The sequence below is a fragment of the Acinetobacter sp. 70_2 genome, assembly GCF_056736115.1.
In genome coordinates this window covers 60147-75630 of record NZ_JBWZIP010000014.1, presented here as the reverse complement: position 1 = coordinate 75630, position 15484 = coordinate 60147, and the positions used below count along the sequence as shown (strand labels likewise).

Annotated in this window: 14 protein-coding genes; 8 read left to right on the top strand and 6 right to left on the bottom strand. The window is 37.7% G+C overall.

All coding sequences use genetic code 11. The annotated features are described in order from the left end of the window. Positions 1 to 57: 57 nt before the first annotated feature. Complete coding sequence (locus tag AC1PJ9_RS08120) at positions 58 to 1413, bottom strand: amino acid permease (RefSeq protein ID WP_004885437.1); 1356 nt, start codon at positions 1411 to 1413, stop codon at positions 58 to 60. A gap of 379 nt (positions 1414 to 1792) precedes the next feature. Here AC1PJ9_RS08120 and prpF point away from each other — a divergent pair, with 379 nt between their 5' ends. The 3 genes from prpF (at position 1793) to AC1PJ9_RS08105 (ending at position 4480) form a co-directional block, all read left to right on the top strand. After that, entirely contained in the window at positions 1793 to 2980 is a 1188-nt protein-coding gene (prpF, locus tag AC1PJ9_RS08115) for a 2-methylaconitate cis-trans isomerase PrpF (RefSeq protein ID WP_311086946.1), read from the top strand. 160 nt (positions 2981 to 3140) lie between these two features. Further along, the gene (locus tag AC1PJ9_RS08110) at positions 3141 to 4052 is read left to right on the top strand and encodes a polyprenyl synthetase family protein (RefSeq protein WP_000097114.1); all 912 of its coding nucleotides are present in this window, start codon (positions 3141 to 3143) and stop codon (positions 4050 to 4052) included. A gap of 59 nt (positions 4053 to 4111) precedes the next feature. Next, positions 4112 to 4480 carry an MmcQ/YjbR family DNA-binding protein gene (locus AC1PJ9_RS08105; RefSeq protein ID WP_311086947.1) on the top strand — a complete coding sequence of 123 codons (369 nt, stop codon included), beginning with the start codon at positions 4112 to 4114 and terminating at the stop codon, positions 4478 to 4480. A gap of 69 nt (positions 4481 to 4549) precedes the next feature. On the opposite strand, the gene AC1PJ9_RS08100 is transcribed toward AC1PJ9_RS08105, so the two are convergent. The 4 genes from AC1PJ9_RS08100 to AC1PJ9_RS08085 all read right to left on the bottom strand — a co-directional run bounded on the left by AC1PJ9_RS08100 (position 4550) and on the right by AC1PJ9_RS08085 (position 7611). After that, positions 4550 to 5404 (bottom strand): SPFH domain-containing protein, encoded by an 855-nt coding sequence (locus AC1PJ9_RS08100; RefSeq protein WP_016805262.1) that lies wholly within the window; start codon positions 5402 to 5404, stop codon positions 4550 to 4552. A 28-nt stretch (positions 5405 to 5432) separates the two neighbouring features. Continuing rightward, complete coding sequence (locus AC1PJ9_RS08095) at positions 5433 to 5894, bottom strand: NfeD family protein (RefSeq protein WP_004705839.1); 462 nt, start codon at positions 5892 to 5894, stop codon at positions 5433 to 5435. A gap of 105 nt (positions 5895 to 5999) precedes the next feature. After that, positions 6000 to 6917, bottom strand: a complete 918-nt coding sequence (locus tag AC1PJ9_RS08090; protein WP_016805260.1) for a patatin-like phospholipase family protein — start codon at positions 6915 to 6917, stop codon at positions 6000 to 6002. A 67-nt stretch (positions 6918 to 6984) separates the two neighbouring features. Beyond that, a complete protein-coding gene (locus AC1PJ9_RS08085) occupies positions 6985 to 7611 on the bottom strand; it encodes a lysophospholipid acyltransferase family protein (RefSeq protein ID WP_311086948.1) in 627 nt (208 codons plus the stop codon). A gap of 127 nt (positions 7612 to 7738) precedes the next feature. Between AC1PJ9_RS08085 and AC1PJ9_RS08080 the strand changes: the two genes are divergently transcribed. The 5 genes from AC1PJ9_RS08080 (at position 7739) to AC1PJ9_RS08060 (ending at position 14717) form a co-directional block, all read left to right on the top strand. Continuing rightward, the gene (locus AC1PJ9_RS08080) at positions 7739 to 8986 is read left to right on the top strand and encodes an MFS transporter (RefSeq protein WP_311086949.1); all 1248 of its coding nucleotides are present in this window, start codon (positions 7739 to 7741) and stop codon (positions 8984 to 8986) included. A gap of 542 nt (positions 8987 to 9528) precedes the next feature. After that, positions 9529 to 10833, top strand: a complete 1305-nt coding sequence (locus AC1PJ9_RS08075; RefSeq protein ID WP_311086950.1) for a DcaP family trimeric outer membrane transporter — start codon at positions 9529 to 9531, stop codon at positions 10831 to 10833. A 185-nt stretch (positions 10834 to 11018) separates the two neighbouring features. Next, positions 11019 to 12668 carry a phosphoethanolamine transferase gene (locus AC1PJ9_RS08070; RefSeq protein ID WP_311070052.1) on the top strand — a complete coding sequence of 550 codons (1650 nt, stop codon included), beginning with the start codon at positions 11019 to 11021 and terminating at the stop codon, positions 12666 to 12668. Between the two features lie 14 nt (positions 12669 to 12682). Continuing rightward, a complete protein-coding gene (locus tag AC1PJ9_RS08065) occupies positions 12683 to 13357 on the top strand; it encodes a DNA-binding response regulator PmrA (protein WP_004746055.1) in 675 nt (224 codons plus the stop codon). A 25-nt stretch (positions 13358 to 13382) separates the two neighbouring features. Continuing rightward, positions 13383 to 14717 (top strand): ATP-binding protein, encoded by a 1335-nt coding sequence (locus AC1PJ9_RS08060; protein ID WP_263614920.1) that lies wholly within the window; start codon positions 13383 to 13385, stop codon positions 14715 to 14717. Here AC1PJ9_RS08060 and AC1PJ9_RS08055 read toward each other — a convergent pair. Continuing rightward, positions 14714 to 15409 (bottom strand): phosphatase PAP2 family protein, encoded by a 696-nt coding sequence (locus AC1PJ9_RS08055; RefSeq protein ID WP_311086951.1) that lies wholly within the window; start codon positions 15407 to 15409, stop codon positions 14714 to 14716. The two genes, AC1PJ9_RS08060 and AC1PJ9_RS08055, sit on opposite strands and share 4 nt — an antisense overlap. Positions 15410 to 15484 lie beyond the last annotated feature (75 nt).

The following is a 15484-nucleotide window of genomic DNA, read 5'->3' as shown; positions in this document are numbered from 1 at the left end:
CAAAAAAGCCATTGTCTAGACAATGGCTTTTTTGTGTTTTAAGTACAAGCGTTCAGATTATTGTTCTTTAGCATTAAGTACTTTAAACAAAATAAACATAAGAACGATCCAGATTGGAATCATCATCACTGATTCTTTAAAGCCTTGGCTCCACATGATGTAGAGTACAACAGCAATGAAACCTAAAACCAAATAGTTACTAAATGGTGCCCAAAGTGCAGGGAAGTGAGTTTTTTGACCGAGTTTTTTCATTGCTGATTTAAACTTAAGGTGAGTCATACTGATCATCGCCCAGTTTAATACCAATGCTCCAACTACAATGTACATTAAGTGGCTTAGTGCATTTTCAGGTACAAAGTAATTTAAAAGAACACAGCCAAAAATGAGTAATGCAGACAACAAAACTGCTGGTACAGGTACACCTTGTTTATTTACTTTCTTGAAAATTTTAGGCGCATTACCTTGTTGAGCTAAACCGTAAAGCATACGGCTATTGGCAAACATCCCACTGTTATAAACAGAAAGGGCAGCGGTTAAAATAATAAAGTTAAGTAAGTGTGCAGCCCAACCAATACCCATTTGACTAAAGATCATAACAAATGGACTTTTATCGAGACCGCCAAGGTCTAATTGGTTCCATGGCACTAATGAAAGTAAAATTGCCAATGAACCGATATAGAAAATCAAGATACGGAAAACAACTTGGTTAATTGCTTTTGGAATGGTTTTTTTCGGATCTTTTGCTTCTGCCGCAGCCATACCAATCAGTTCAATACCACCAAAGGCGAACATCAAGAAAGCCAACATGTAGAACAGGCCACTAAAGCCATTTGGAAAGAATCCACCATGTGTCCAAAGGTTGCTAAATGAAATGCTTGAACCTACATCTGCTGTAAATAGCAAATACAGTCCAAAAACAATCATTGAGATAACCGCAACAACTTTAATAATAGCGAGCCAGAATTCGGACTCACCATAAAATTTGACGTTTGTTAGGTTAATTGCCGTAATCACGACAAAGAAAAATAAGACAGACGTCCACGCTGGAATATGAGGCCACCAATAATTAATATATTTGGCTACCGCAGTAAGTTCGCTCATGGCGACCAGAACGTAGAGTATCCAATAATTCCATCCAGCTAAAAATCCGGGAAATTTACCCCAATATTTATAAGCAAAATGGCTGAACGATCCTGCAACAGGTTCTTCAACAATCATTTCTCCCAGGTGGCGCATAATTAAAAAAGCAATTAAGCCACCAATGGCATATCCTAAAATAATGGATGGTCCCGCAGATTGAATCACTTGCGCCGAGCCTAAAAATAATCCGGTACCAATTGCTCCACCCATAGCAATTAATTGGATATGTCGATTTTTTAGTCCTCGTTGCAGTGTAGAAGATTCGTTGGTCAAAGGTCTTCACTCACTATGAATAAGTAAATTATTCTAATAGATGGATTTATTTTAGCCTAGACTACAAATTAACAAGCGGTGACTGAAAAGTAACACTAAAAAATATTTAAAATCATTAACTTGCTTTTAATAATTCAAAAATGATTGAAAAATATTCTAAAAATATATTTTTTGATAGACTCTTTTTTTCATAATTTTGCTTAATTCGGTCATTGCGAGCATTAATCTAAATTCTCAAAATAAGTTTGCGTCAATACGATTGATGTATAAAAGCATAACGCTATCTCTAGATCACAAAACGATTTAAGATGAAGCGAATGACTAAACAAGTCTGTTTGTTTCGAGATATAAAAACACAATAGTAAGGATAACAGTTGATATGAGCTCAGTACCGCAAATTAAAATTCCAGCAACTTACATGCGTGGTGGAACCAGTAAAGGTGTATTTTTTAAACTTGATGATTTGCCGGAAAGAGCTCAGGTGGCAGGTCAAGCAAGAGATCAACTCTTACTACGTGTCATTGGTAGCCCAGACCCTTATGGAAAACAAATTGATGGAATGGGTGGTGCAACATCAAGTACGAGCAAAACCGTTATTCTGGCTAAAAGCACACAGCCAGATCATGATGTCGACTATTTGTTTGGACAGGTTTCAATTGATCAGCCTTTTGTAGACTGGAGCGGTAACTGCGGTAATTTGACTGCTGCGGTTGGTTCATTCGCGATTTCAAATGGTTTGGTTGATGCAGATCGTATTCCAGAAAATGGCCTATGCACGGTCCGAATCTGGCAAAAAAATATTCAGAAAACCATTATTGCACATGTGCCTATTACCAATGGTCAAGTTCAAGAAACTGGTGAGTTTGAACTGGATGGGGTGACTTTCCCTGCCGCTGAAGTTCAAATTGAGTTCTTAGATCCTGCCGATGATGGTGAAGAAGGCGGCGATATGTTCCCAACAGGGAATGTTGTTGACCAATTAGATGTTCCTGATATTGGTCGTTTCCAAGCCACATTTATTAATGCTGGTATTCCAACCATTTTCTTAAATGCAGAAGATTTAGGCTACCAAGGTACAGAGTTGCAAGATCATATCAATAGTGATGCAACTGCGCTGGCACGTTTTGAAAAAATTCGTGCGTATGGTGCAGTTCAGATGGGTTTAATTAAAGATATTTCAGAAGCAGCTGCGCGTCAGCACACACCAAAAATTGCTTTTGTCTCTAAACCGAAAAACTATACGGCATCTAGTGGTAAGAATGTTTCAGAAAATGATGTCGACTTACTGGTTCGTGCTTTGTCGATGGGTAAATTACACCATGCCATGATGGGTACAGCAGCTGTAGCAATTGGTACTGCTGCTGCTATTCCGGGCACATTGGTAAATTTAGCAGCTGGTGGTGGAGAGCGTGAAGCAGTGCGTTTTGGACATCCTTCTGGAACATTACGTGTTGGTGCTCAAGCCGAACTTACGAATGGCCAATGGGTTGTGAAAAAAGCCATTATGAGCCGTAGTGCACGTGTCTTAATGGAAGGTTGGGTACGCGTTCCGGGCGACAGTTTCTAAAAGTTATTTAAATGAGAGAGCCTCTCTACTATAGAGAGGCTCTTTTGCATGTGACATCCATAACTCATCACGCACTTTTCACAACGAATCGTGTATGATGTAGTACATGAATGTTTCATAACATTTAATAAAATTTCTCTACTGATTTTACGAGGCGACTGTGTCATCACTCTCTCAAGTTAATGCGGATGTTTTAAAACAAGCTCAACAACGTATTCAACAAGATTTATTGACGACACTCGCTGCATTTTCAATTCCTGAACCTTTAAAAAGCGCAGTACACCATGCAGTTATGCTTGGTGGAAAACGTGTGCGCCCAGCTTTGTGTTACGCCACAGCTTCTTTACAAGACAATCCAAATTTTGCGGCTGCTCGCCGTGCGGCGGTTGCGGTTGAACTTATTCATTGTTATTCGCTAGCGCATGATGATTTGCCTTGTATGGACAATGATTTACTTCGTCGTGGTCAGCCAACGTGTCATGTAGCATTTGGTGAAGATACCGCTTTACTTGCAGGCGATATTTTACAGTCGATGGCTTTTGAGGTTTTAGGTAGCCGTTTGTTTGATGAACAAGGGCAGGGAACTGATGCTGCAATTGTATTAAAGCAAATTCAAATTTTAGCAACAGCCAGCTCTAAAATGGTTTGTGGGCAGGTTTTAGACCTACAAGCTGAAGCTAAACAAATTTCTCAAGATGAACTAGAAAATATCCACCGCAATAAAACGGGAGCGCTTATTCAGGCTGCCATTATGATGGGTGCAGTGACAATTTTCTCTGGAACAGATCAGGCAATTCCGAAATTACGCCAATATGGACAAGCAATTGGACTGGCTTTTCAGGTGCAAGATGATATTTTGGACATTACCTCAAGCACTGAAACTTTAGGTAAAACTGCGGGTAAGGATGAACAAGTACAAAAGTCGACTTATCCTGCTTTAATGGGACTTGAGCAAGCACAGGTTTATGCAAAAGAGTTACATGACCAAGCTTTTGAGGCTTTAGCGCATTTTGGTGAAAACGCAAAAGAATTAGTTGAGATTTCACAATTTCTTTTGGCACGTACCAACTAATATAAAATCAAATTAATAATCCTGCTTGTATTCATATTCAATGAATAAAGGAGATAAATGTGAATGGTGATCAGCTCCACCAAGTCGCGATAGAGATTGCGTGTAATCTTCCTTTTAGCGAGCAAACTCATCCATTTGGCCCAGAGTATGAAGTTTTTAAAATTTTAGAAAAAATGTTTATGCTGACAGTGGAAGTGTCTGGCGTAAAAATGATTAATGTCAAATGTGACCCTTACAAAAGTCAGGAATATCAGGAACTTTATTCATTTATTATCCCGGGTTACCACATGAATAAAAAACACTGGATTTCAATTAAGCCGCATAAAAACTTAACTCGGGATTTACTTCAAGACTTGATTCGCGATTCTTATGACTTGGTTGTAAAAAAGTTCCCTTTGAAAGATCAGAAAAGATTAAATAGCCAATAATACTTAATATAAAAACGGCGACATGATTGTCGCCGTTTTTATTTCAATGACTTATTTGAAGCAATTAAATTAATTATGTTTTCCCATAATGCCACGAATTGTATTTAAAACATCGGCAGGTAACACAACAGTTTTGGCATTGCTTGATTTCGCCATCTCTTGCATTGCTTTAACGTACTGTTCACCTAACAGGTAAGCAACAGGTGTTTCTTTATCGCCGACTGCGCTCGTTACCATCTCAATCGCTTTTTGAGACGCCTCTGCTAAAACAACTTGTGCTTCTGCATCACGGCGGGATGCTTCTAAACGACCATCAGCTTCTAAAATTGCAGCTTGTTTTTCACCATCAGCTCTGGTTACTGTGGCACGACGTTGACGTTCAGCAGCAGCTTGCGCTTCCATAGCAGCTTGCATGGTTGAAGATGGCTGAATATCTTGAATTTCTACGGTTTTTAAAGTGATACCCCAATCCGAAATATCATCAGAAATCGCAGCTTTTAGTTTAGCTTTAATATGATCTCGTGAAGACAGTGCATCATCTAGATCCATTTCACCAACAATAGAACGTAGTGAAGTCTGTACAAGGTTTTGAATGGCCCATGTATAATTTTCAATACCGTACACTGCTTTTTCAGGAGTTGTTAAATTGATATACGCTACTGCATTCATAAGCAATACAGCATTATCACGGGTAATCACTTCTTGGGACGGAATATCAAGCACAATATCTTTAGTGGTGACTTTATAAGCTACGTCATCAATATAAGGAATAACAAAGTTAAGCCCCGGATTAAGCGTAGAATGATATTTGCCTAAACGCTGAACAATCCATTTATAACCTTGAGGAACAATACGTACCCCTTTAAAAATGGTGACTGCAACAAAAGCCAAAAAGGCTAAAACAATAATGGTACCAACTGGCATGAAAATAACCTCTCTTTATCTTTAATGTTTATGAAGTACTGTGGGGCTGAACAATTAAGTCATTACCCGAAATATCAATGACTCGAACCCGATCACCAACTTTCACAGGGGTGGTGCTTCGACAGTTCCATTCATCGGCCCCTAAAATAGGCATAGGGAAACGAACAATAATTTGGTCATGAGCGAGTTCGGTTTGAATCACCATACCAATTTGCCCAATGGTGGCTTCACGAGGTAAACCCGCTTTAGTTTTATCAATCGACAATGGTTTAATAAATTTGAACCAAAGAATAGTGCATAGCACCGATAAAATAATCCACAATACAATTTGTGTTGTCAGGCTAATATCTGGAAATAGCCAATAGAGAAAGCAAACCATAATGGCTGCAATACCAAACCAGAGAGCGGCAAAAGCAGGGATAATCAGCTCAGAAAGAATAAGTAAGATACCCAATACAAACCAGTGCCAAGGTTCTACAACAAACTCCATAGATCTGCTCTTTTATATATCTTTATGATGGGTAAAAGTGATCTCATATCACTTTTACCACTGTAGCAGATGATGGTAGGTGTGGATAGAAAAAAACCACCTCAATTAAAATTTAGGACGTGGTGCTGGCTTAAATGCGGCTGGTGATTTTTTGAAATTCGCAATTGCAGTTTCAACTTGACGTATTTGTGCTTGAGCAGCTTTTTCACCTTCTAAAATAGCTTCATTGCTTGATTTCAAATCGAGTGTACCTAAGTGTCCAACTTTAGGCTGGATCACTACATTGGCTTGCTTTAACTCTTCATTAATACTTTGTTGCCCCATAATATTAATGGTTTGATCAAGTAAACCCCACATATTCGCTGGGCGATTTCCTGCTGGACGTGCTGAAATATCAACCGCAATCACAATATCTGCACCCATATCGCGTGCTGTTTTTACAGGAATTGGGCTCACTAAACCACCATCTACATATTTTTGATTACCAATAGTGGCAGGTACAAATACGTTTGGAATACTACAAGACGCGCGTACAGCTTGACCTGCATTACCTTTAATAAAGTCAGCTTTTTGACCATTATCAAGACGGGTTGCTACTGCTGCAAAACGAATTGGGAATTTCTCAATAGGCTTATTGCCTACGTTACGGTTCACGTAGTCCTGTAGCTTTTGCCCAAGAATAATACCTTGGCGATTAAGCGTTAAATCACGAATATCAGATTCTTGCAATTTAAGTGCAAGATTTTGAAGCTGATAAGGTGTTTGTCCGCTGGCGTAGATACTTCCTACAAAACTGCCGGCACTTGTACCCGTAACAATTTTAGGTTTAATACCATGTGATTCTAAAACCTTGATAACACCAATATGTGAAAATCCTTTTGCTCCACCGCCACCTAAGGCAAGTGCGATTACTGGTTCGCGTGCTTTAACTGAAGTGGTCGGTGTTGGTGTTTTGCTGAATTTATCACAGCCGAATAGGGCTAAAGAGATAAATCCGATACTGGCAAATTGAGCAATTTTCATCTTTAAAAAACAATCTATGGCAAGATAAATTAAGATGGCCCATCAGACCAGATTCGTTTAATTTTTGCTAGGTTTTTTTCACAAGATTTTGTAAAGGTTCCGCAAGCCAATTAAGATTTTTGGGTGATATTTTTCCTTTATAACGCTCAAAAATTTTGGCGAGATCTTCCTCATAGTTTCCACTAGGTATTAGATAGCCTAAGCAGTGAATAGTCTTGCGATCATAATCAAAAGAAAACATCACAATCGGAATATTGGCTTTTGCAGCAATATGGTAAAAGCCACTCTTCATTTTTTTTGCTTTCTTACGTGTGCCTTCAGGCGCCATGCCAATCCAGATTTTGTCATAGTGTTGAATAGTGGCAACCACTTGTTCAGTCAGACCATTAACAGAGTCACGCTTTACAGGAATAACACCTGCCCAATCCAAAACATGTTTAAAAGGGGGCTTAAATAAACTGTCTTTGCCTAGCACCGTAATTTGAATACCGAGTCCAAAAATAGCCAAGAAACCATACCAACCATCAATATTAGATGTATGGGGAGAAATAATGGCTACTGCTTTAGGAAAGTTGGGAACTTCACCTTCTATGGTCCAGCCTTGAGCCAAAAAAAGTTTCTTAAATAATGCTCGACTTAAAGCATTACCACGTTGAGGAACCTGAGACGGTAGATTGGGAAAATGTTGTTCCATATTTTTAAGTTTTAAATCATCCTTTGCTTTATCTTAATCTTTTGAAATCTATGCTTCATTGGCAAAATGTAAGGCCACGCATGGTATTTCATGTTATTACCGCATAAAGAAATAAAAGTAGGTATATATGTTCCGACAGCAAAATCTTTATCTTTTGCTATTTTCCTTATATTGGGCACAAGGCTTACCTGTGGGGTTTATGACCCATGCTTTGCCCGTAATATTAAGAGCTCAAGGTGTATCACTTGCCCATATTGGTGGTTTTGGGTTGCTCATGTTGCCTTGGTCAATCAAAATATTTTGGGCAGCGTGGGTAGATCGACATGCGATTTCACGCTTAGGACACTATCGTAGCTGGATTTTACCTACCCAGTTTCTCACGGTGGGTGTACTTTGTATTTTATCTTTTTTCCCGATTCAGGCTTTAGATCAGTCTGTTTATCTATTTACGTTTTTTATTGCTCTGTTATTTATGAACTTAACAGGCGCAACACAAGATATTGCGACCGATGCTTTAGCTGTCAATTTATTGCAACACGATCAGCAGCATTGGGGAAATACTTTTCAAGTGGTAGGTTCTCGGCTTGGTTTTATCGTGGGTGGGGGATCTGTGCTGTGGTGTTTAGACTGGTTGTCATGGCAGCCGACATTTTTATTATTAGCTGCTTTAGTCTTTATCAACACTTTACCTATTTTACTATTTAAAGAGCCTCTTCATAGTTCTCATTCTATTAATGAACCTAGCCAGCCAAATTTAGTCACAAAAATTAAGGCTTATTTGAGTTATTTTTCTCAAAATAAAGAACTTCGTTCTTGGTTAATGGTACTCATCACTTTTAAAGTGGCAGATGGCTTAGCTGGGCCGTTACTCAAACCTTTAATGGTTGATATGGGACTAAGTTTTACCCAAATAGGTGTTTACATCACTATGCTAGGCGCTTTAGCTGCTTTAGTGGGGGCATTTATTGCAGGATGGGTATTAAAGTATTTTTCTAGACCAAATACATTAATTAGTTTTTCAATATTAAAAATCATGAGTTTAGGTGCGTATGTTTACTTGGCCTATGCTTATGAGCAAAAGATAAAAATAAATGCATGGCTTATTTATACTATAAATGCTTTAGAAGATGCCTTTGCCGCCATGCTACTCGTTGTAATGTTAACCTTAGTCATGCATTACAGCCGAAAGAACTACGCAGGCACTGATTTTACTTTCCAAGTTTCGGTCATGGCGACAGTAAGTGGTGGTCTTTATACCTTGAGTGGTGTTATTGGAGATGCGCTTGGTTATTACTATTATTTGATATGTATTGTCAGTGTCGGAGTACTCTTTTTAATTCCCATGTACATATGGAAAGGTACAAAGACTGTATAAAAAATGACATTAAGTTGATGAAATAAAGAGACTTAAATCAGGTTAAGTCATGCTGAAAAATTGTACTTGTACCTTTAGTCATTCTTTTGAAAATGTATATTTTTAGCTATTCAAATGGCTTATTAATTGTGCCATCTTGTTTGGGTAGCAAATGGAAGCTAGAAGGAGAAAAAGGGATGCGAATAACAAGAAAAATCATGTGAAACCATCAGGACAGCAAAAGAATCTTTAATTAGATTGTATATTAGCCTAAAGTCTAAAAAAGAATAATGAAATAATGATTTAATCATTCTATAAGATAAGAGAGTTGTGTAGGATTCGTTACAACATGAAGTCAAGGTAAAAGTTCTGTAAACAAAAGTCTGTTTTAATTCTTTTGATTTGGGAATTTTAATCTTACCCAGCGTTAAAATTGGTTTTGATTGCGGTAATAAAATTAATGCAATCAAATTTGGAGGATAGTTGGTTTTTTTGTGCTCAATGGTCACACGAATCAACTTGGCATGGACAAGCAACATAAAATATATTTTTAGGAGTTTTTGATGGATCTATTCCTTAATCGTAAATCGTTTGTTGTTAAAAGTTTAGCTATTACAGTAACAGCTTTAATGATGAGTGGGGCAAATGCGGCAACCTCTGAAAAAGAGGAAATTCAAAAACTTCGTCAAGAAGTTGAAGCTTTAAAAGCATTAGTTAAAGAACAGCGCCAAGTTCAACAGCAACAGCAACAAGTACAGCAACAACAGCAAGTACAGTTAGCTGAAGTTAAAGCACAGCCTCAGCCTGTTGCTGCGCCAGCTTCTCCATTAGCAGGTTTTAAATCTAAAGCTGGTGCTGATGTGAACCTTTATGGTTTTGTTCGTGGTGATGCTAACTACATTATCGAAGGTGCGGATAACGACTTTGCTGACGTTAGTAAGACTGATGGTAAAACAAAAGATAAATTACGTTCGACTGCTAAAACTACACGTCTTGGTTTAGACTTTAATACACCTGTTGGCGATGCTAAAGTAGGCGGTAAGCTCGAAGTTGATTTTGCTGGTTCAACAACAGATTCAAATGGCTCATTGCGTATTCGACATGCTTACTTAACGTATAACGACTGGTTATTTGGTCAAACGACATCTAACTTCTTGTCAACTCATGCACCAGAAATGATCGATTTCTCGACAAACGTTGGTGGTGGTACGAAACGTGTGCCTCAAGTGCGTTATGGCTACAAGTTAGGTCCAACTACACAATTGTTTGTTTCTGCTGAAAAAGGTGATAGTACCTCTGCGGCAACAGGCGACAGCATTAAATATAGCTTACCTGCATTAACTGCTAAAATCACTCAAGGTTATGCAGGGGGTAAAGGTTCTGCATCAGCTCGTGCTTTAGTTGAAAATTATAAATCATCACTTGGTGATGATAATAAAACTGGCTGGGGTATTGCTGCAGGTACAGACTTCAAAGTTTCAGATCCTTTGAAGCTTTTTGCTGATGTTTCTTATGTAGTTGGTGATAGCAGCTATTTATATGGTAGTAACGCTGCCTATACTTTGGTAAATAACAATATCGAGCAAAATAAGTTTGTTGCTGTACAAGTAGGCGGTACTTATAAAATCTTACCTAACTTACGTTCAACTTTAGCGTACGGTGCAGAATTTGCTGATGATGGCACTGATTATGCAAAAGCATATACAGCGGGTAATGAAAAAGTTCAACAAGCATGGATTAACTTTATCTATTCGCCTGTTAAACCAATTGATTTAGGTCTTGAGTATGTAAACGGTAAACGTGATACTTTTGCTGGCAAATCTTACAAAGATAACCGTATTGGTTTAATGGCTAAGTATAGCTTCTAATCTCTCATAGTTTTTCATCTGAAAAAGTCGAGGTTCAAGTTAACCTCGACTTTTTATTTGTACTTAAGTTAAATAACACTAAGCCCATTAAAAATGGTTTATACCGATCATTCTATTATTTAAGTCATTTTTAAGTTTCAATTTTTACATTAGAAGATCATAAAAAAAGGTCGTAGTAACCAGAGATGCTGAGTTTTTTTTCTAAATTAAGAAATAAGCAGATTTCCCTGTTTATGTTCAACGTCATTATAGCCATTTGGTTAGGAGCAATTCTAAATATTGGTTTTTATAAGAAAGTTCACCTGTTGACGCCATATTTAGGTATAAAAGCAACCTTATTCTTAGCCGCTACTGTAGTGATTGTTGTTGCTACCTATTATGCAGCTTTACAAATTTTAAACTGGAAATGGACAGCCAAAATTTTTGCCATTTTGTTGGTATTCATTGGTGGATTTAGCTCGTATTTTGTAAATACTTTAGGTGTCATTATTTCACCTGACCAGATTCAAAATATTGCTCAAACAGATGTCGCAGAAGCCACAGATTTACTCTCTTTACGTTTTGGACTCTGGACTATTTTCTTTGTTGTTTTACCTATATTTTTGATTACTCAGGTAAAACTCAAATCAGAAAAAATACTTCCGCTTTTGCTTAAAAAAGTCCTTTCAATCGCCCTTGCATTTGCCGTTGTGGGCGGATTGTTGTTTGCTTACTATGTTGATTTTGCAGCAATATTTAGGGAGCATCGTGACTTGAAAGGGATGATTTCTCCTCAGAACACCATTTCTTCGGTCATGTCTTATTATCGTAAAAAAGCACCTAAGAAAAATCTTCCTCTTGTGAAGTATGGTGAAGATGCTCATCAAGTCCAGCAAACTCAAAAAGATTTACCTAAACTCATGGTACTTGTGGTGGGCGAAACTGCACGTGCAGAAAGTTTCTCACTGAATGGTTATGCAAAAAATACAAACCCAGAGCTTTCTAAACAAAATATTTTAAACTTCTCTCAAGTGAGTTCATGTGGTACTGCAACAGCGGTTTCTGTGCCATGTATGTTCTCTGGTATGCCACGTGCTGATTATGATGAGCAATTAGCGAGTCATCGTGAAGGATTACTTGATATTGCAAAACGTGCAGGCTATCAAGTCACTTGGATTGATAATAACTCGGGGTGTAAAGGCGCATGTGATCGCGTTGAACAATATCAAATTCCAGAAGATTTAAAGCAAAAATGGTGTAAAGATGATGAATGTCTTGATGACATTCTGATTGATAGCTTAAAGCAATATTTGGCTTCTATTCCGAAAGATGATAAGCGTCCACGTTTAGTTGTATTACATCAGATGGGTAGTCATGGGCCAGCATATTACAAGCGTGCACCTGAGAAATATCAACCATTTAAACCAACTTGTGATACTAATGCGATACAGGGTTGTTCACCAGCCGAGCTGATAAATAGTTATGATAATACAATCGTCTATACTGACCATGTATTAAGCCAAATGATTAATATTTTAAAAGAAGTATCAAATTATCAAACTGGTTTCTGGTATTTATCTGACCATGGTGAGTCAACAGGCGAACATGGTATGTATTTGCATGGTTCACCTTACTCAATTGCACCAAGCCAACAAACACATATCCCAATGATTATGTGGTTCTCAGATGGCTGGAAACAACATAATCTTGCTCAAGTAAATTGTTTAAATCAACAAATTAAACAAAAGTTAAGTCAGGATAATTTATTCCCAAGCTTATTAAGTATGTTGGATGTAAAAACCCAAGTCATCAACCCTCAACTGGACATGTTGCACTCTTGTGCCAATGTAAACTAAAGCGAGCCTAGAACATGACAAAAATCTTGATGATTGAAGATGATTTTATGATTGCAGAATCAACGACTACGTTGCTGCAATATCATCAATTTGAGGTGGAATGGGTCAATAATGGTTTAGATGGTTTGGCCCAACTGGCAAAGAATAAGTTTGATCTCATTCTTTTGGATTTGGGATTGCCCATGATGGATGGTATGCAGGTTTTAAAGCAAATCCGTCAAAGAGCAGCAACGCCTGTCTTAATTATCTCTGCGCGTGACCAGTTGCAAAACCGTGTTGACGGTTTGAATCTGGGTGCAGATGATTACTTAATTAAGCCATATGAGTTTGATGAGTTACTTGCTCGCATTCACGCATTATTGCGCCGTAGTGGAGTAGAGGCTCAACTTGCGAGCCAAGATCAACTATTACAAAGTGGTGATCTGGTTTTAAATGTTGAACAGCATATTGCAACCTTTAAAGGGCAGCGTATTGATTTATCGAATCGTGAGTGGGCAATTTTGATTCCGCTTATGAGTCATCCGAATAAAATTTTCTCGAAGGCTAACTTGGAAGATAAGTTATATGACTTTGATAGTGATGTGACTAGCAACACGATTGAAGTATATGTTCACCATTTGAGAGCCAAACTAGGTAAAGACTTTATTCGAACTATTCGAGGGTTAGGTTACCGTCTAGGGCAATCATAATTTAAGAATTCGGGACTTTATGAACGTGCATTATTCATTAAAAAAGCGATTACTCTGGGGCACCTCAATTTTTAGTGTCGTCTTAGGTTGTATCTTAATTTTTAGTGCTTATAAAGTTGCACTTCAGGAAGTCGATGAAATTTTAGATACTCAAATGCAGTATTTAGCGGAAAGAACAGCAGAGTATCCTTTAAAAACAGTAAGTAGTAAGTTTGATTTACATCGAACTTACCACGAAGAAGATTTATTTTTAGATATCTGGGCTTACAAAGACCAAGCGAATTTATCTCATCATCTTCACTTACTGGTTCCTCCTGTTCAACAAGCTGGTTTTTATTCACATAAAACCGCTGAAGGTGTAGTCCGAACATATGTTTTACCCTTAAAAGACTATCAAATTCAGGTCAGTCAACAAGAGCGGGTTCGTGAAGCTTTCGCGTGGGAGCTTGCGGGCAGTATGTTCATTCCTTATCTAATCATTTTACCTTTTGCGATATTTGCCTTGGCCGCTATTATTAGTCGTGGTTTAAAACCAATAGATGACTTTAAAAATGAGTTAATGGAACGAGATTCTGAAGAGTTAACACCGATTGAGGTGCATGATTATCCTCAGGAGCTTTTACCTACCATTGATGAAATGAACCGCCTATTTGAACGTATTTCTAAAGCACAAAATGAACAGAAGCAATTTATTGCAGATGCTGCTCATGAACTACGAACACCTGTTACTGCATTGAACTTACAAACCAAGATTTTGCTAAGTCAGTTCCCTGAACATGAGTCGTTGCACAACTTAAGCAAGGGATTGGCACGTATTCAGCATCTAGTTACACAGCTTTTGGCATTAGCAAAGCAAGACGTAACGCTAAGTATGGTTGAACCTACTGGCTATTTTCAGCTTAACGATGTGGCTTTAAATTGCGTTGAGCAGTTGGTTAATTTAGCCATGCAAAAAGAAATTGATTTAGGCTTTGTTAAAAACGACCCTGTCGAGATGCATAGTATTGAACCCACTGTACATTCGATCATTTTTAACTTAATTGATAATGCAATTAAATACACACCGCATCAGGGCGTTATTAATATTTCAGTTTATACCGACCCAGATAACTATGCGTGTATTCAAATCGAAGATAGTGGTGCAGGTATAGACCCTGAAAATTACGATAAAGTACTTAAACGTTTTTATCGAGTGCACCATCATTTAGAAGTAGGAAGTGGTTTAGGTTTATCAATTGTAGACCGTGCCACTCAAAGACTTGGTGGAACTTTAACTCTCGACAAGAGTTTAGAACTTGGTGGTCTTTCAGTCTTAGTGAAGTTACCTAAAGTTTTACATTTACATGAAACAAGAGCTTAAAGCTCTTGTTTTAATTCTTTCTCAAATTCAAAGCGATGAATACAAATCGCGTAAAATAAAATATTGACTGCCCAAACAACCCAACCTGTCCATAAATTATGACTTAGGAAATGTGCTCCTCGCATCATTTGTGCCCAACCCATCATAAATCCTAATAAAATGCCTGAGAATAAATAAAAGTAAGCACGTTTAGGTTGTTCAAGACGATAAACAAAATAACCGGTCATGATGATAAAACCAGCGCTAGCATGACCACCTGGAAAACAATGACCATGTTTCGCAGTAAAGTCCCAAATATAGCCACCTAAGCTGTTAGGATGAACCATATTCCAAGGGCAGGCATGAGCAGATTTTGATTTTAATAAACCCACAATACCGCTACCAATCATACTGACAAAAAACATATAGCCGTATTGCCAGCGATATATTTTTAGCTTTTCTACTTTAAATGAAGCAAGCCAGAGACCAAAAAACATAACATAAACCGCTGTAATAATATCTTTTACGATTTGATGATTAAGCTTTTCGAGATACCAATTTTCTCGATTAAAAAATTGACCTGTTGAATCAATCCAAGGTTGGATGAGGTACATATCAATTTTTCCACCCACTGGAAATACAAATAAAAGTATAAAAAAACTGACAGCAAGAAAAATGAGTTGAAGCTGAAAGAAATGTTTTTGTTGATTCATTGTGTTGTAACATCAATTTAAGCGTGAATTGAGGGCATTACATAAAATAAAACTTAAATTGTTCTTAAACTAAAC